The sequence below is a fragment of the Metabacillus mangrovi genome, assembly GCF_009711125.1.
Classification (GTDB): domain Bacteria; phylum Bacillota; class Bacilli; order Bacillales; family Bacillaceae; genus Metabacillus_B; species Metabacillus_B mangrovi.
In genome coordinates, this window is record NZ_WMIB01000012.1 from 87,667 (window position 1) to 104,791 (window position 17,125).

General features: G+C 46.9%; 19 protein-coding genes. 13 read left to right on the forward strand and 6 right to left on the reverse strand.

All coding sequences use genetic code 11. From position 1 onward, the window contains the following. Positions 1-7: 7 nt before the first annotated feature. Both GKZ89_RS12665 and GKZ89_RS12670 read left to right on the forward strand, forming a co-directional pair. The gene (locus tag GKZ89_RS12665; protein ID WP_155112767.1) at positions 8-1,282 is read left to right on the forward strand and encodes a DUF2399 domain-containing protein; all 1,275 of its coding nucleotides are present in this window, start codon (positions 8-10) and stop codon (positions 1,280-1,282) included. Between the two features lie 11 nt (positions 1,283-1,293). Beyond that, the gene (locus GKZ89_RS12670; protein ID WP_155112768.1) at positions 1,294-1,551 is read left to right on the forward strand and encodes a hypothetical protein; all 258 of its coding nucleotides are present in this window, start codon (positions 1,294-1,296) and stop codon (positions 1,549-1,551) included. Positions 1,552-1,675: 124 nt separating this feature from the next. Here GKZ89_RS12670 and GKZ89_RS12675 read toward each other — a convergent pair whose 3' ends face one another. Then, complete coding sequence (locus GKZ89_RS12675) at positions 1,676-2,116, reverse strand: Lrp/AsnC family transcriptional regulator (protein WP_155112769.1); 441 nt, start codon at positions 2,114-2,116, stop codon at positions 1,676-1,678. Positions 2,117-2,265: 149 nt separating this feature from the next. Here GKZ89_RS12675 and GKZ89_RS12680 point away from each other — a divergent pair, with 149 nt between their 5' ends. Together GKZ89_RS12680 and GKZ89_RS12685 are read left to right on the forward strand one after the other, a co-directional pair. Further along, complete coding sequence (locus GKZ89_RS12680; RefSeq protein WP_155112770.1) at positions 2,266-2,844, forward strand: cysteine hydrolase family protein; 579 nt, start codon at positions 2,266-2,268, stop codon at positions 2,842-2,844. Continuing rightward, on the forward strand, positions 2,829-3,026 hold the full coding sequence (locus GKZ89_RS12685; RefSeq protein WP_155112771.1) for a DUF1272 domain-containing protein: 198 nt from the start codon (positions 2,829-2,831) through the stop codon (positions 3,024-3,026). The genes GKZ89_RS12680 and GKZ89_RS12685 overlap by 16 nt, the downstream gene beginning before the upstream one ends. A 133-nt stretch (positions 3,027-3,159) precedes the next feature. On the opposite strand, the gene GKZ89_RS12690 is transcribed toward GKZ89_RS12685, so the two are convergent. After that, complete coding sequence (locus tag GKZ89_RS12690; RefSeq protein WP_155112772.1) at positions 3,160-3,837, reverse strand: SGNH/GDSL hydrolase family protein; 678 nt, start codon at positions 3,835-3,837, stop codon at positions 3,160-3,162. Between the two features lie 251 nt (positions 3,838-4,088). On the opposite strand from GKZ89_RS12690, the gene GKZ89_RS12695 reads away from it, so the two are divergent. Together GKZ89_RS12695 and GKZ89_RS12700 are read left to right on the forward strand one after the other, a co-directional pair. After that, positions 4,089-4,253: a hypothetical protein gene (locus GKZ89_RS12695; protein WP_155112773.1), complete on the forward strand. Its 165-nt coding sequence runs from the start codon at positions 4,089-4,091 to the stop codon at positions 4,251-4,253. Between the two features lie 115 nt (positions 4,254-4,368). Beyond that, a complete protein-coding gene (locus GKZ89_RS12700) occupies positions 4,369-4,911 on the forward strand; it encodes a hypothetical protein (protein ID WP_155112774.1) in 543 nt (180 codons plus the stop codon). A 147-nt stretch (positions 4,912-5,058) separates the two neighbouring features. Here GKZ89_RS12700 and GKZ89_RS12705 read toward each other — a convergent pair whose 3' ends face one another. Continuing rightward, positions 5,059-6,123, reverse strand: a complete 1,065-nt coding sequence (locus GKZ89_RS12705; protein ID WP_162356819.1) for a thermonuclease family protein — start codon at positions 6,121-6,123, stop codon at positions 5,059-5,061. Positions 6,124-6,410: 287 nt separating this feature from the next. Next, positions 6,411-6,881 carry an XRE family transcriptional regulator gene (locus GKZ89_RS12710; RefSeq protein ID WP_155112776.1) on the reverse strand — a complete coding sequence of 157 codons (471 nt, stop codon included), beginning with the start codon at positions 6,879-6,881 and terminating at the stop codon, positions 6,411-6,413. A 90-nt stretch (positions 6,882-6,971) separates the two neighbouring features. Between GKZ89_RS12710 and GKZ89_RS12715 the strand changes: the two genes are divergently transcribed. Further along, positions 6,972-7,541: a vWA domain-containing protein gene (locus GKZ89_RS12715; RefSeq protein ID WP_155112777.1), complete on the forward strand. Its 570-nt coding sequence runs from the start codon at positions 6,972-6,974 to the stop codon at positions 7,539-7,541. A gap of 80 nt (positions 7,542-7,621) precedes the next feature. Next, entirely contained in the window at positions 7,622-8,407 is a 786-nt protein-coding gene (locus tag GKZ89_RS12720) for an SDR family oxidoreductase (RefSeq protein ID WP_155112778.1), read from the forward strand. Positions 8,408-8,666: 259 nt separating this feature from the next. Here GKZ89_RS12720 and GKZ89_RS12725 read toward each other — a convergent pair whose 3' ends face one another. Then, the gene (locus GKZ89_RS12725) at positions 8,667-9,362 is read right to left on the reverse strand and encodes a CPBP family intramembrane glutamic endopeptidase (protein WP_155112779.1); all 696 of its coding nucleotides are present in this window, start codon (positions 9,360-9,362) and stop codon (positions 8,667-8,669) included. Between the two features lie 86 nt (positions 9,363-9,448). On the opposite strand from GKZ89_RS12725, the gene GKZ89_RS12730 reads away from it, so the two are divergent. After that, positions 9,449-10,183: a MerR family transcriptional regulator gene (locus GKZ89_RS12730; RefSeq protein ID WP_155112780.1), complete on the forward strand. Its 735-nt coding sequence runs from the start codon at positions 9,449-9,451 to the stop codon at positions 10,181-10,183. Between the two features lie 337 nt (positions 10,184-10,520). Here GKZ89_RS12730 and GKZ89_RS12735 read toward each other — a convergent pair whose 3' ends face one another. Beyond that, entirely contained in the window at positions 10,521-10,706 is a 186-nt protein-coding gene (locus GKZ89_RS12735; RefSeq protein WP_155112781.1) for a hypothetical protein, read from the reverse strand. Between the two features lie 687 nt (positions 10,707-11,393). Between GKZ89_RS12735 and GKZ89_RS12740 the strand changes: the two genes are divergently transcribed. Genes GKZ89_RS12740 through GKZ89_RS12755 form a run of 4 tightly spaced genes read left to right on the forward strand, consistent with a single transcriptional unit; the run spans position 11,394 to position 17,030 of the window. After that, positions 11,394-13,754 (forward strand): glycoside hydrolase family 31 protein, encoded by a 2,361-nt coding sequence (locus GKZ89_RS12740; RefSeq protein ID WP_155112782.1) that lies wholly within the window; start codon positions 11,394-11,396, stop codon positions 13,752-13,754. Beyond that, positions 13,751-15,148, forward strand: coding sequence for a glucuronate isomerase (gene uxaC, locus GKZ89_RS12745; protein ID WP_155112783.1), 1,398 nt, complete (start codon positions 13,751-13,753; stop codon positions 15,146-15,148). Before GKZ89_RS12740 ends, uxaC begins: the two co-directional genes overlap by 4 nt. Further along, the gene (gene uxuA, locus GKZ89_RS12750; RefSeq protein WP_155112784.1) at positions 15,148-16,200 is read left to right on the forward strand and encodes a mannonate dehydratase; all 1,053 of its coding nucleotides are present in this window, start codon (positions 15,148-15,150) and stop codon (positions 16,198-16,200) included. The genes uxaC and uxuA overlap by 1 nt, the downstream gene beginning before the upstream one ends. Then, positions 16,197-17,030 carry an SDR family oxidoreductase gene (locus tag GKZ89_RS12755; protein ID WP_155112785.1) on the forward strand — a complete coding sequence of 278 codons (834 nt, stop codon included), beginning with the start codon at positions 16,197-16,199 and terminating at the stop codon, positions 17,028-17,030. Before uxuA ends, GKZ89_RS12755 begins: the two co-directional genes overlap by 4 nt. Positions 17,031-17,125 lie beyond the last annotated feature (95 nt).

Genomic DNA, 17,125 nt, shown 5'->3' on the forward strand with positions numbered 1-17,125 from the left:
TTATGAAATGACAGATCAATTAATGAAAGACGCATTAACGTATTTTGGCGGTGACACCGGTTTTCACCGCCTTTTTTGTCTATTTAAAGCGAAATACGAGTCATACGGCCGAATTGGAGGCTCTGTAAAGATTGGCGGTTTTAATGAATCCGATATGGAATCGATCGCCCGTTTTTATGGATTGGAACCGGCCGCTTTAAAAAGCAAGGGGAGCGTGACTTTGCTTTCTTTTGAACGGAAATTGAAGGAAACGAAGTATGAAAGCATTGATTTAAAGAGCTTGCTTGAAGCCTATTTTGCAGTATCACTTGTTTCAAAAAAAGAGGCAGAGTATGAGAAAAAAATTCAAATGGAGAACAAGATACTAAAGCTGAGCACGCAGTTCCCTGCGCTTACCTTTTGGTTTGACTATCTTCAAAAGCGAACGGCAGATACGTATTGGATCCATCGATTAATGATGATGGAAGACCGATTCTTGGAATGCAGTGGCGTTTTAGCCAAAGCATTGGAGCATCTGCCGGAAGATTTTGAGCGGTTGCCCGTGTTCAGTCAGAGAATAAACGGAAATCCGCATTCCTTTGATTTAACCTCCGAACTCGGAAAACTTTGGATACATGTTCTAATCGTTAAGAAAGGAGAAGGGGTACCTCCCACGGATACGGAGAAAATAAATGATTTATTGCTGGAATATAAACTTTTACGAGATGACATCACAAACTATGTTACCATCGCCAACTTAACAGCCGACCATCCACTGTGGATGGCAGCATCGGAAACTTCAAGTGTCATGAACGTTCCGATGCGAGAGCTGCTGAAAATTAAAAAGGTGTCCCCAAAAAATAACTTGAAGGCAGTGTGGGTGGTCGAAAATTCAGGGGTCTTCTCCAGTCTCCTCGATCAAGTACCGGATGCACCTCTGATCTGCACACATGGTCAATTTAAGTTATCGGGATTAAAGCTTCTTGATATGATCGCTGCTTCAGGACACAGGATCTATTATGCGGGAGATTTTGATCCGGAAGGCCTCGCAATGGCGGCAAGGCTTAAGCAGCGCTATCCGGAAGCAGTGCACTATTGGCGGATGGACACCGAATCTTATCTAAACTGCGAGCCATCTGTACCACTTACAGAAGATCGGCTGGCTAAGCTAAAGGGTTTTTCGGAAAACGGTCTCATGGAGATAGCAGCTGAAATGCAGCTAAGGAAAATGGCAGGCTACCAGGAGGCACTGCTAAAGATAATGGAAGAGGACTTGAAAAAAGGATTATTAAAAGAAAGCTAGGAGTATACATCATGGGACACTACTGCTGGATCTGCATGGAAGACAAGCCAAATGAAAAATTCAGCGGGAAGGGCCGCCGGCAGCACATTTGCAAAAGCTGCCGGAAAATGGGTCCGGACTTTATAAACGAGTTAAAAGAGTCGCAGCGGAGGGCTCAGCATTATGAGAATAAAGTGAAAAGCGGATGCATCTATCAGATTGATAAAACGGAATTTTATCTCTTTACTTACAATGATCAAACCTATGCTGCGATGGGTGAACACTTGTGATGATGATTTTATAAAGATAAAAAACCAATTCTGCAGGGCAGGATTGGTTTTTTATTTTAGTAAAGTATTTTAGATTGGAGTATTTACCTGCGGCTGATTTTACCGCAAACGTTGTGGTTCTTCTTCAGCTGGAAAGAGCATCCCCGAAAAAAGGCTTGTGCTCAAGTGAAGAGGATAAGTTGATCAATGTGGATGGCTGGCCATACTCCATGGCGGCATCAATAAAATCCTCTAGATTATGGACCGATTCGGTGACGACTTTTACAAGATAGCTGTATTGTCCGGCAAGACGGTGGCATTCAATAACCTCAGGATAACCGCTGCAGAATTCGCGGAATGCCTTACATCTCCTGGAATCAAATAAAACAAAAGCCGTAACATGTTTTTGAATTTTTTCAGGGTTAATGATGGCTCTATAGCCTGTAATCACTCCTTTATCCTCAAGTTTCCTAATTCTTTCCTTCACGGCTGGTACCGACAAATTGATCCGTTGACCGAGCTCGGTCATGGAAATTCGCGCATCCATTTGCAATTGATAGATGATTTTTTGATCCAAAGCATCCATGATAAACCCCCTCTTTAAAATATAAGGTGATGAAGTATAAATGACGAAAAAAAGGTTTGTTTTCTTTTTGTTTGCCTAATAAACCTTATGTTAAATGGTATTGATTCGAAATACAATAAGAGAGAGAAACAGAGAGGGGGAGATGGGGCATGAATAAACGGACACCACTGCTGATCATAGATGTTCAGAATGCATTCGATGACTCAAGCTGGGGGAAGCGAAACAACGGTGATGCAGAAAAAAACATTGCCGGTTTGCTGCAATTATGGAGGAGATCAGGATGGCCAGTCATTCATGTTGCACATGTATCCGATCATCCTCAATCGTTATTTTACCGAAACAGGGACTCCAGCAAAATAAAAGATCTTGTTCTGCCTTTACCGGATGAAATAGTCATTGAGAAATCTGTAAACAGTGCTTTTATCGGAACAGATTTAGAGTCCATTCTTCATGAACTTGTATGTGAGAGGCTGTTTATTTGTGGGTTGACTACGAATCATTGTGTAGAAACAACTGTCCGAATGGCGGGGAATCTCGGTTTTAATCCCGTTCTTGTTTCAGATGCTGCCGCCGCTTTTGATCGGACCGGCCCTGACGGCAAACGGTATAAGGCTGAAGAGATCCACCAAATGACGCTTGCTAATCTGCACGGAGAATTTGCCGAAACAATGACTGCCGAAGAAGTAATGGACTTAGAGGGGAGATTGAAAAGATGGGACTTGAAATGAGAACAAATTGTGAGAAATGCGAAAATCCTTTGGATAACCAAACAATCGCATTCATTTGTATCCATGAATGTACATTTTGCCATAGCTGTGCATCTGAAATGTCAGGTGTATGTCCGAATTGCGGAGGAGAGCTTGTACAGAGACCGAGAGCAGGAGGGGTTTGTCCGGTTAACCGCTCCTAATCGGAGGCTGCTGGAGTAAGAGAAGAATAATCCCGAGAGTCATTCAACCCTGTACCGGAGGAGGGCCAGCATGGACACTAAAAAGCACTTAGCTTCTAAGCCAAGTGCTTTTGGATTATGCTATGCACTATACTCATGTTCCCTGCAATCCATTAAAGAAATGCGAAACCACCCGCCCCACTTCCCTGTAACCAGCAGGAGTTAAGTGGATCCCGTCATCACTGATTAGATGGGCCAGGCTGCCAGCTTGTCTCAATGCGGTCCGGACGTCAATTTTCACAATCTGCAATTCATCCGCCAGTTTGATCAGGCGGTCATTGTACATACCATGCCAATGCTCCATACCTCCAAGCAGACTGATCAAATGACCGATCGAACTGCCGTGCTGACTGAATAAATACTGGTAGTACCGTACTGGATCGAGCGGGGGAAGGGTCATTACAATCGGGGTAATCCCTGCCGCTTTTATTGTCTCGATCATGGTTCTCACATTTGCATCGTATCGCTCAGCCGGGACAATGGGCTGGTGCTCCTGTTCAGGATGCTCCAACACTTCATTCCAATTGAAATTACAGTCATTTCCTCCGATGCCGATGATCACGTAATCCGGATTTTCCTCCAGTATATCTTTATCCAGCCGCTTTAAAAGAGATTCAGAATGAGCATTGAACACGCCCTTGTTTACTACAGCTATGTCAGATGCTAAAAACTCCTTTAAATAATAAGGGTAGTTCTTTTTCGTAATTCTCAATCTCCCTTTGACCACCGATACACCCCTCGTTAAACTGTCACCAAAACAAACGATTTTCATTTGTATCTAACCCCATGTTCTATCGTTTAATTTTTCTCACGTGCTCTGAAGGTCAACACTCTACTCTATTCATTAAGACTGAAGAGGGTACGGGACAAGTTGGAAAAAACCATTTCACTGGTAAAAAATCAAATGATAGACTGTAGAGAGAGGGATTAGAAGAGCTGCTTCCATTTATGCTGAAAAATCTCAACCTTATGTGGAATTTTCCAGTTTTATGCTGAAACGGACTTAAGGAGAGGGGGGAACTTATGACAGAAGGCAGTAAACAATGGATATGCATCATTCTCATGCTCACCATTACAATCGTGGGTTTCTCAACCGCTACCTACGAAATGAAAACCCTTGTCCCGGTTGTATGCTTAATCGCTGCAATCGTCGTGCGATTCTCTCCGAAGAAAAGTGATCAGGATTGAAAAGTACTGTGCGTACCTGAATTTAAGACATGTCACCACTGCTTGAATGGGCTGTGTTTTTAGCTTTTGAATGGATTTTGTACAATTGGCCGCTATAGTAGTTAGGGGGAAAAAAGTGCTTAGTAAAAGAAAAAATGTATTGGTTATTTTTATCGCAGTTCTTCTATTCGATTTCATTTTGATCCTATTAAACCTGAATAGTTACTATGTAACTTTTTTACAGTCGACTGGCGTTATTATGCCTGTTCTGGTTACGATCCTTTCCATGTATTTAGTAGCTGCAGCATTTAATGTAAGGAAATTTTGGATCATAACCGGAGCATTTGCAGCGTTGATCCTCATAGGATGGTTGTCGTTAAAACCGATTTTTTTTGAGTACTCCTATGATAAGGTTCAAGCTCCTAATGGATCCCCCAGTTTGGTCATCGAACACCGGACCGCCACGCTGGGTGAAACGAGTCACTTCTATACCTTTTACCGTGTCACTGCAATTCCAATCGTAATGAAAAAACTAAACAAAGACCCCGTTAGCATTATAACGCGAGGCACGAACGACGACAGCTTAACCGTACTGGGAGTAGAAAACAGCAAATGGTCCGATCAAAAAGTCGTATTCAGCTCTCCTTATGAGGAGAAGAGGGTGGAAATAAGCTATTAAAACTGATTTTGCAGTATGAAGCTGCATCCCTATTTTATTAGACTTAGCAGGGCAGGTGATCCTCATGGAGTCTTTCCTTTTCTTCGGTGGATCGGCAGCAGCGTTTGCAGCCGAAAAAAGCACTCCCGAAAGGAGTGCTTTTTTCATCTACCGCTTAGGCGCCCGATACCCCGCGGCTTCCGCTTCTTCCACTGAACAGAACATTACTTCAGCTTTCGTACGTTCGTAGTAAGTGCTCCGCGGAACGTGGTAGATTCCGCTCTGGTTCCCTTTGATATCACAGGATCCAGATGGCTGTTCTTCCTGTTTTGAAGCGGCTCCCTGCTTAGGTGCCGGCTGGGCTTCCGGTTTTGGTTCTGGCTTCGGCTCTTCTTTCGTTACATACCCGTCTTCCTGGACGTAGTTTTCAATACTCCAGATGCCTTTGCCGGCCTGCTGCGCTTTCTCCTGTGCTGCCCGGAATTCATCTACATGCTTTACATCCGGCTGGTAGATGGCGACTCTCGCCAAACCTTTTTCAATGAGGAGCTTATTGAAATTCACTCCGTCGATCCATACATAGGCCAGGACCCTTCCGTACCGGTCCCGTTCCGTTACATCCTTCTCAAGCTCGACGTTTTTTCCAGTCAGCTCATCAGCAGTAAACGCGCTTGCTTCTTTTCCAAACGGCTGAACCCCAAGCTGAGGGTGCTTCGTTTCTGGTGTGTCGACGAGAATCAAACGGATTTTCTCTGTTTTCCCTGTGTCAGAAACCTTCACTTCAAGAGTGTCTCCGTCTACTGCGCGAATCACTGTTGCTTTAAGGCCTTTAGAGACTGCTTTCGGCTTTACGGCTTCTTTTTTAGCAGGAGCTGAATCTGAAGCAGGTGCAGTGGCTGGAGCAGCTTTTTCAGCTTTCGGTTCTTCTTTCGCTTCTTGTGTTTCTTCCGGTTTCTTAGCTGTATCTCCGGCAATCTTTTCTTCCTTGGCTGCCTGTTTTTCTTCAGCAGGCTCTGCCGACATCGAGCATCCGGTCACCAACATGAATGCAAAAATTGAGAAAAGAACCGGCAATAATTTATATCGGAACGTTAAATAGCGTTTGGCAGAAATAACTCTGGCTCCCCACAGCAGCAAAGCTGCCACAGTAAAAGCGATTCCATAATTGCCAAACAGGGCAACAATCGTAAAAGACGCAGCAATGAACAGCAAAAATGCTAAAATCTTCTTCATTTTTCCTCCAAAATTCATTTTTGGTTCTTATAACCTACTTGATTGTAATGGAATTTAGACCAATAGTAAATTGTTAATTTGCAAGGGAGACTGGGGATTTTAGAGGCAGTGGATTGGATGATTTCCCCTGAAGTTATCCTTATATAAGAATCCAATTTTTAATCGGAAAAACTTAATTTTGCAGTTTCGTGCTGGGTAACAAACATTTTTACGGAAGAACCTTCCCCTGTTTAACGGCCGAGATTCTCTGCAAAAAAAAGAGACTCCCGCGAGTACCGGAAATCTCCCTAAAACCTCAATCCTTCTTCCATATGAATGGCCAGTGCCTCTTCAATCTCATTCAAGTCATAAATCCCTTGTTTCATAAAAAATTGCACGATCAAATCACGGCGGCTGCTTCCGGAAAGCGAATATCCCGCAGAAGAAAGCAGGGCGTCTGTTTCATCAGCTGTCAGCTCCAATGCAAGTGCTAATAGGAGAGCGGTTTTCTTTCGTGGCTTATACTCGGGATTGCGGATTTTGGAGAAGTGACGGCGGTCAATCCCTGCTTTTTTATATACCTCGGCATCGGTTAGTTTCTTTTCTTCAATAAAACGGAACAGTGTTTCACTGAAGACAGGCTGTTTATTCTTTTTAAGAAAATTATCCATCTCTTCATAGGAAGGATAGGAGTAGAGGGGGGCTTCAATCACTTGATATTCGCGGTGCAGGTGATCCTGAAGGTATTGCTCAAGCTCCTTTAAAAATTCCGTATGCATGGGACCTCCTAAAATGTCGCTTTTCAGGCGACCATTTCCATTCTCTATTTGATTATGATTATATCATGCAAGGAGAAAGGGGAAATACACATGAATCAGAAGCTTAAAGAGGTTGTGTTTTTACTGGACCGCAGTGGATCGATGGCTGGCCTTGAACAGGATACAATCGGCGGCTTTAATGCGATGATGAAGAACCAGACCGAGCGCGGCGGCGACTTAAAAGCGACCGTTGTCCTTTTTGATGACCAATATGAATTGCTGTGGAACGGAGCGGATGCAGCGGAAGTCCGTCTGACGGAAGAAGATTATTATGTGCGCGGGGCTACGGCCATGCTTGATGCGATTGGCAAGACCATTACCGATGTAGGCCTCCGGCTGAACGATACACCAGAGAATGAAAGGCCGGGCAAGGTGACCTTTGTGATCACAACAGACGGGATGGAGAACGCGAGCCGAAATTTCACGTATGCAAAAGTGAAGGAATTGATCTCCCATCAGAGAGAGGCGTACAGCTGGGAATTTCTATTCCTGGGCGCCAATATTGATGTCATGCAGGAGGCAGACAGTCTGGGGATCCAGGCAGAGTGTGCCCATGAATTTTCAGCCACCTCTGAGGGAATACAGGTTTTGTACTCCTCGATTGAACAGTCATTAGACTGAGTAACCTGCACCTCCGGGAGTTTTAGTCTCTCATGCAGTGGGAAGAAGAGGGATAGCAAGTAAAACGGAGGCGACTATTTATGGGGAAAACTATTTTTATTACTGGAGCAGGAAGCGGACTTGGAAGAGGGGTAGCGCTTGGACTTGCAAAACAGGGCCATCACATCATTGCCACCACGGAAACGACTTCGCAAAAAACGGATTTAATGCTGGAAGCTGAAAAGCAGGGCTTAAATATAGAAGTATTTAAACTTGATATCCAAAATGACAGGGACCGTGCTCAGATTGAAAAATATGATATAGATGTATTCGTGGCCAACGCGGCCATCAACGAGGGCGGTCCGCTTGCAGAAGTGCCGATGGACCGGTTCCGCGAGCTGTTTGAAGTGAATGTTTTTGCAACGCTTGAAACCGTCCAGGTTGCAGCGCGCAATATGGTGAAAAAGGGAAGCGGGAAAATCATCTTTATGAGTTCGATGGCGGGTATCTCCGCCACGCCGTATGTAGGTCCATATACCGCAACGAAGCACGCAGTGGAAGGCATCGCCCAAACGATGCAGGCGGAGCTGAAGGATTTTGGAGTCCAGGTAGCGACCATTAACCCGGGAGCCTATGATACCGGGTTCAACGACCGGAGTGCAGAAGAAAAATGGAAGTGGTTTGACGAAGAAAAGCATTTTACGAAAAAAGAAGATATGCTGAAGCAGTCAGAGGGGCTGAAGGATCAGTTTGACCCTCAGGATATGATCGAAAAAATGATCGAGATTATCCCGGCCGACCACCACAAGTTCCGTACCGTTCACCCTGAAGAGACGGAGAAGCAGCTTAAGGAGACAGAGCAGGAGCGGTGGACGATGGAGATATAAACAAAACCGGGAAGCTTTTTCCCGGTTTTTCTCGTTGTTGAAACCTGCATGGCCAAAGGGTAACTTAAATTTCGGCAGAATCGGCCAGAGTCAGTTCAGGAACGGGAAAAAAACAGACCAGCCAAATTTCTTACCGGAACAGCCAAAATAAACAGGGGGCGTCTAAATAAACAAGAATTGACAAATTCGGTGCTCTTTCCGCAACCAGCCGTCAAATTCCTTAGGACGATCTATTTAAAAGCACCGCCACTTGACTTGTTTATCCCGCAGCAGTCAATGCTACCGCTATTCCGTTAAACAGTGCATGTATAATGATCCCGGGCCAGACGGATCCTGATTTTTCGTACACCCAGGCAAAAATGACACCGGAAACAAAGTTGACTGGCAGGGTATTGTAGGTTGGGATGTGTACGATGGTAAAAATGATGGAACTGATTAGGATGCCTGCGGATATACCCCATTTCATTCTTATCCATTTATAGATGAATCCTCTGTAAAAGATTTCTTCATATATAGGAGAGATGACGGCTGCTGAAACGAATCCGATCAGGACTGCTGTCTGGGCAGGTGAGGATTCGAGTGCTTTGGTTTTCTGATTTTCAGCCCCTATCCCAAGTTCACTCATCAAAAGAAGGATCAGGATGCTGGCTGCAATAAGGGCAATGGTGCCTCCGAAGATATGAATCCAGTATCGCGGGGAAAAGCTGCGGAGCCCGATATCCCTCCAAGACAGCTTATGAGGTCTGATGGCTACGACATATACCCCTGCGGTAAGGAACAAAGCAATCGCTAAACCCGTTAGCGTACCTGCCAAAAGAGAATCCTGAAGGTATCCGTATACATAAGAGTAAAAGCTGTTTTCAATTATGACCGGTACAGCTGCAAGAGCGAGTACTAGCAAAAGAGTAAATTCCTTCCATGTCCATTCCGTTGTTCTGAATACTTGCTGACTCATGAATCATGCCTCCATAAAGTATGTTACTTTTACTATAAAGGGTGACGCAGCGTCACCTGCAAATCTTTTTTTAAAAGGCAGGGATCATGTTGGGATATTCAACGGGAGAAGCAGCAAAGAAGCTAAACATTTCGGTGCGCACACTCCGCTACTATGACCAGATTGGACTCGTACGTCCGGCACATAAGCAGGAGAGCGGTAAAAGGTATTATTCGGATGAAGATTTATTACAGCTTGAGAAGATCATTCTCCTTAAAGAGGCCTCTTTGTCTCTCGAAGACATCAAGAAGGTTATTCAAAAAGTGACGATTCAGGAAGTGCTGTCCATTCACCGGATGGAGTTGAAAGAGGCAATCATTCGTATGGAACACGCTCTTCAGCATACAAACACTCTGTTGAATGTTGTTAAAATTGAAGGGACCCTCCGCTGGGAGCAGCTGCTTCTGCTTATTAAGAACGGATCGGAAGCTAAAGAGAGAAAGAAAGACCTTGGTGAATGGTTTAGTACGGAAGAACAAGCTCTGCTGATGGAAAAGCTGCCTAAACTGGAGAGCGAAAGTGGAATAACGCAAAAGTGGATCAACCTGCTGAAGCGGATTGAATGGTGTATAGAGGAAGGGAAGAGCCCGAATTCAAAGGAAGGCAGGCTAATTGCAGAAGATATCCGTATTCTTTCAGAGGAAATGTTTGATGGCAACCATTCGCTTATGGAAAAGTTTTGGGAAGTTAGAAAGTCCGAAGATGTCTCAGCAAACCTGTTCCCTATTGATCGAAGAGTCATTTCATTTATCGAAGAGGCCATGGAAAGCATGGAATCATAGAAAAAAGCTGTGCCTCCCGCGAAGACAGCAGCTTTTTGTTATACAAGTGTATTCCACATTGCTTTTCTGAACGGACTTTTCCTTGCTGTCAGCAAACGGGTACGGCTCCATTTCTGATTTTTCATATAGGACTGCCTATTCTTTTCATCAACCCCCACGAACTGAACTCCTGCGATAAAGGCGAACAAATAAGGTAGTACATAAGAAGCAAGAGGCAGAAATCAATTCTATCCAAAAAGAGGATGCTGAACACTGCACGGGGATACCGTTGTTATCCCCGTTTTTAAAACAAAACATCTAAAAGAAAAAGCCGTTGAGTAATCAACAGCTGAAAAGGTCAGGAGCGCTGGATAGCGGACGTAGAGAAGTTTTTGATCATCTTCTGCAGGTTCCGGTGTCCTTCTCTCAGTTTAATGGTTTCTTCCAATATTTTTTGGAACCCTTCCAGGTCCCGGTCCGAAGCGTTCAGTAACGATTTGGGTATCCCCTCAACAATTTGCTGCAGTGTCATATCTGTATTCACCCTTTTTTGCCACCTTTCTCTTTGATAGGGCGTTCTTTCTCCCTATCTATTAATTACTTGGCGGTTCTTTTTTCTCCTGCAAAAACATGCCGATAAATATCTACATAAGCTGAGGCGGGAATAGGAAATACAGGCGGGTTTTGGTGGTTTATGCTGATTGATTACCCAAAAGGTGCGAAAGAAGGGCGCTTTCCAGACAAATGAGCAAGGACTCACTTCAAGAAAGAAGGAATATAAAAAATAGATGCACATGAAGCTCATCAGCAGTAACACAGAGGCCCTCTTCAAACGGATATCGGCGGAAATTTGAATATATCGGTCAAATCCACAGGATATCAGTCAAAATATGGATATATCGGTCAAAATCTAAATATATCGGTCAAAATCCTGATATATCGACTTTTCGACAAATTTCGCCGACTTTATTTAGTTCGACTCACTCAAACCAGATTCCCAGCCCCAAACCCAATTCGACTCCCCAAACCAAATCCCAGCCCCAAACTAGTTCGACTCCCCAAACCGAATCCCAGCCCCAAAACCAGTTCGACTCCCCAAAGCCAAACCCCCAACCCCATTCGCCAATCCCCCTAAAACCCAAAAACCGAAATAATCGCCCTTCCCCCTGAATAAAATGGTCTGGACTAGCCTCTTTTGGCTCGTGATCAAGGCGGGGAGGATATGAACCGGATGAGTTTACTTCCGCATCATTATTTTTTGTTCACTGGCAGCAACGGAAATGTCCTGCAATTTAGGGGACAGGAGACGATTGTTCGACTATTCATTTTAGAGCATGGACTGATCCGTGTGCTTTTTACGAAAGGGCCTGAGCCGCAGCTTGGCAGAACGTGGAGCATTGCACCGGGTTTGGAAGACCTTCCGTTTGAAGGGCGTGACCGCCTTGATACGTCGGGATTTTCGCTTCCCGATTATTTTATGCAGCAGACCGGCCAGGTTTTTTCCATCCGGACCGGCAGGCTTCAGCTTGAAATCGAGCTGGATGGCTTTAAAATCAGCTGGTTCTTTAAAGAAGGAGGCGGCGATTGGATCCCAGTTGCCCGGGACCGCCGCACCCAGGCGTACATCTTCAGTGAAGGACCTGCCCACTATTTAGAGCGGGATCCGGAAGAGCAGTATTTCGGGCTTGGGGAGAAGACGGGTCCGGTGAATAAGCACGGCCGCCGGTACCGGATGCAGCCGATGGATGCGATGGGGTATGATGCGGAAACGACGGATCCGCTCTACAAGCATCTTCCTTTTTATATCACCAGAAATCCGAAGTCCGGGATTTCCTATGGACTGTTCTATGACCACTACTGCACATCGGTCTTTGATATGGGGGCCGAGCTCGATCAGTATCACGGGTTATACCGCTATTTTCAGGCAGAGGCGGGGGATCTGGACTATTACTTTCTGGCCGGTCCGCAGGTGAGAGATGTGACAGAGACCTATGCATGGATGACAGGAAGAACTGTTTTTCCGCCAAAGTGGAGTCTCGGCTACTCCGGCTCATCGATGAGCTATACAGAGGCACCGGATTCACAGGAGAAGCTCGGTGAATTTCTTGAAAGTTGCAGCCGGCACGACATACCTTGCTCCTCTTTTCAGCTTTCTTCAGGTTATACCTCAATTGGCGGCAGACGCTATGTGTTTCATTGGAACCGGTCAAAATTTCCCGATCCGGGAGAGCTCGCCGAAACGTTCGCGGCATCCGGGGTGAAGCTGTGTGCCAATGTAAAGCCGGCTCTTCTAAAGGACCATCCACTTTTTGAAGAAGCGAAAGAGCTGTTTATCCAAAATGCGGACACTGGGGAACCGGAAATGGCTCAATACTGGGACGGTGCTGCAGCGTTTCTCGATTTTACAAAAGCGGAAACCGTGAGCTGGTGGAAAGCAAAAGTGACAGAGACCCTCCTTCACTATGGAATCGCCTCGCTCTGGAATGACAACAACGAGTACGAAATCTGGGGCAGGACGGCTGTATGCAGTGAGACCCTTCCTTTCCATCTCGTCCGGGCCCTGCAGCCGCTCCTTATGATGAAGGCGTCCTTTGAAGCACAAAAGGAACACAGCCCGGAGAAAAGGCCTTATCTCATCTCCCGCTCAGGTGCGCCAGGGATGCAGCGATATGTTCAGACTTGGACGGGCGATAACCGGACGAGCTGGAAGACGCTGAAGTACAACATCCGGATGGGAATCGGGCTAAGCCTCTCAGGTATATACAATTTCGGCCATGATGTCGGCGGATTTTCGGGACCTGCTCCCGATCCGGAGCTGTTCGTCCGCTGGATTGAAAATGGCGTCATGCATCCTCGTTTTACGATTCACTCCTGGAATGAGGATGGGACGGTGAACGAGCCGTGGATGTATCCCGACATGCTTCCTTACGTGAAGAAACTGATGGATTTCAGGACTGAAATCCTTCCGTATCTTTACACCGCACTTTATGAAGCCCACATGGATGATAAACCGGTGATCCGGCCTGTGTTCTATGACCATGAACAAGATGAAAAGACCTTCACGGATTGCGATGATTTTATGCTGGGGGATTCGCTCCTTGCTGCTTCCGTCACGGAGCCGGGGCAGACAGAGCGCTCCGTCTATCTGCCAGTGCATGAAGGAGGCTGGTATGAGTACCACAGCGGCAAATGGCACGAGGGAGGGAGGACTGCTATTATGCCGGCACCGCTCGGACAGGTACCGCTTCTCGTAAAAGGCGGCAGCATCCTTCCTGTCCAACTGGCTGAAGAAAGAGGACTGCTTGTTTTTCCGGCAAAAGAGAAAGCCTACTCTTCGTTCCATTTTTTCGAGGATGATGGTGAATCCCTTCTTCAAAAAGGAAGCTTTGCCGTTTTGCACGCCGAACTCCTTTCCAATGCCGAAGAAATTCAGCTGCAGATCTGGAAAGAAGGGGGATTTGTGCTTCCGTACAAAACGATCGAACTCCGGTTTCCGGAAGCAGAAAAACGAAAGCTCGTCATTAATGGAACGGATTATGGCAGGAGCCGGACAGCCGTTTTTCATCTAAAAGAAGGAGGGAGAAAACCATGAAAAGGTTTATGGGCGAGGATTTCCTGCTGGAAAGCGACAGTGCGGAAATCCTGTATCACCAATTTGCGAAAAACATGCCGATCTATGACTATCATTGTCACCTGAATCCCGACGAAATCGCGGAGGATAAGCAGTTTCAAAATCTGACTGAGATTTGGCTCACAGGCGATCATTACAAGTGGAGAGCGATGCGGGCAAACGGGATCCGGGAGGACTGGATAACCGGCGGGGCGGACGATCGGGAAAAGTTCAGGGCTTGGGCCGTTACAGTTCCGAACTGTGCCGGGAATCCGCTGTACCACTGGACTCATCTGGAGCTGAAACGCTATTTCGATGTGGATGTGCTGCTGAATGAAAAAACGGCAGATGACATCTGGGAGCATTGCAATGTGCTGCTGCAGAGAAAGGAGTTTTCTGCGCAGAGCCTCATTAAACGGTCGAATGTCCGCGTGATTGTTACAACTGACGATCCCGCTGATTCGCTTCAAAGCCATAAAGCAATAAAAGAAAATCCGGCTGCGCCGGCTGCTGTTTTTCCTGCTTTCCGGCCAGATAAAGCATTGGAGATTGGGAAGGAACTGTTCATCCCTTTCGTTAAGGATTTATCTGGCGAAATCAAAACGTACACTGATTTTCTTGATGCCCTGGAACAGCGGGTTCATGTATTTCACAGGGCCGGATGCCGGATTTCAGATCATGGGCTGGAGGAGCTGCCGTTTGAAGCATGCACCCTGCAAAAGGCGGCTCATATTTTCCGGAGGGCTTTAAACGGGGAGCCTCTTACCGTTCAGGAGGAAAAACAGTATAAAACGTTCACTCTGCTCTTTTTAGGAAGGCTTTATGCCTCACTTGGCTGGACGATGCAGCTCCATATCGGGGCTCTTCGCAATAACAACAGCCGGATGTTCAGCCTGCTCGGGGCGGATGCAGGGTATGACAGCATGAAGGATTTTCAGCTGGCACAGCCATTGAACGGGTTTTTGAACGAGCTCGATAAAACAGGGTCCCTCCCAAAAACGATCCTGTACAATCTGAATCCGGCTCATAATCCCGTCCTCGCCTCGACGATCGGCAATTTTCAGGGAGAAGGCATCCGAGGAAAAATTCAGTTCGGTGCAGGCTGGTGGTTCAACGATCAGAAGGATGGGATGATCAAGCAGATGGCGGACCTTGCCGGAATGGGGTTTTTAAGCCACTTTACCGGAATGGTGACAGATTCGCGCAGCTTTCTTTCTTACACGAGGCATGAATATTTCCGGAGGATCCTTTGCAATATGATGGGCGGCTGGATTGAAAAAGGAGAGATGCCGGGTGATTATGAACTGGCCGGAAAAATCGTTCAGGACATTTGCTATCACAATGCCAGCGCCTATTTTGGATTGGAGGGAGCATAATGGAAATGACTTTTCGCTGGTACGGGGCATCGGACCCTGTGCCGCTCAAATTTATCCGCCAAATCCCGGGGATGAAGGGAATCGTATCAGCAGTTTATGACGTTCCGCCGGGGGAAGTCTGGCCTTACGAAGTGATCGCTGAATTGAAGCAAACAATTGAGGCGGCCGGACTGAAGCTCAGTGTCATTGAAAGCGTGCCGGTTCATGAAGACATTAAGCTTGGAATGCCGGGGAGGAGCCAGTATATCGAAAACTATAAAACAACGCTCCGGAATCTTTCCCGGGCAGGGGTGAAGACGGTATGCTACAACTTTATGCCGGTATTCGACTGGACAAGGTCATCGCTCAATTTTGAACTGGAGGACGGCTCGAACGCCCTTATTTATGAAGAGGAAAAAGTAAGGCGGATGAACCCGCTGAACGGAGAATTGTCACTGCCGGGGTGGGATTCAAGCTATGAACCCGGGGAGCTGAAAAGCCTGCTTGAACACTATCAAACGGTGACGGAAGAAGACTTGTGGGAGAACCTCGCGTACTTTATAAAAGAAATCCTCCCGGTCGCAGAAGAGGTGGGCATCTTCATGGCGATCCATCCGGATGACCCGCCGTGGCCGATCTTCGGGCTGCCGAGAATCATCCGCAGCAAAGAGAACCTTGAACGGTTTATCCGTTTATACGACAGTCCCCACAACGGGTTATGCCTGTGCAGCGGTTCGCTTGGAGCGGAACCGTCCATTGATTTTCCGGAACTCGTCCGCCATTTTGGCAGGAAGGGCAGAATTAATTTTATGCATCTGAGGAACATTCTGCGGACGGGTGAGAAATCATTCCAGGAATCGGCGCATCTTTCCGAAAAAGGGTCGCTCGATATGTTCGAGATTGTCCAGGCGCTTAGTGAGACTGCCTATACCGGTCCATACCGGCCTGATCACGGCCGGATGATCTGGGGGGAGACCGGGAAGCCCGGCTATGGTCTATATGACCGCGCGCTCGGTGCCGTTTACCTGAACGGCTTATGGGAAGCGGTGACGAAGGGGGCGGCAAAAGGATGAAAAGTACGTTTCAGACGGACTTATCCGGGAAAACAGCGGTTGTCACCGGAGGCAGCGGTGTTCTCGGCAGAGGTTTTGCGAAGGCACTCGCTGCCAGTGGAGCTCATGTCGCCGTCCTCGGCAGGCGGCATGAAGCAGCCGAAAAGACAGCAGCAGACATCCGGGCAGATGGAGGAACCGCCAGAGCTTACGCCGCAGATGTACTCGATTGGGACAGCATGGCAGAGGCAAAGCGCGCCATTCATGAACAGCTCGGCCCATGCAGCATCTTAATCAACGGGGTGGGAGGAAACCATCCAGGGGGGACAACGGAAGTGGAATCTTTTGCTTCGGAAGAACCTTCCCGCTCCTTTTTCGACCTGTCAACGGAAGGCGTAAGTGCTGTATTTGACCTGAATTTCCTCGGCACCTTTCAGGCCTCGCAAATTTTTGGGAGAGACATGAACCGAGGCGGCACCATTATTAACATCTCTTCTATGAGCGCCTTTACACCGCTCACCAAAATCCCCGCCTACAGCGGAGCAAAAGCCGCCGTCAGCAACTTCACCCAATGGCTCGCCGTTCATCTGGCCAAGGCCGGTATCCGTGTCAACGCCATCGCCCCGGGCTTTTTCCTGACTGAACAGAACAGGCAGCTCTTAACTAACCCGGACGGAACCTATACAGACCGGGCAGAAAAAATACTTTCCCAGACCCCGCTCGGGCGGTTCGGCATCCCGGATGACCTCACCGGCACCCTGCTCTGGCTGACATGTGAGGAAGCTTCAAGATTTGTGACGGGCACGGTGATTCCGGTGGATGGAGGGTTTAGTGCGTACTCGGGGGTTTGAGTGAAAAAAAGCCGGGAGTCTATTCCGGCTTTTTCTATTAATGCCGGAAGGGAATTCCAGTTGACGGAGATGATAACGATGTAATATTATTAGTT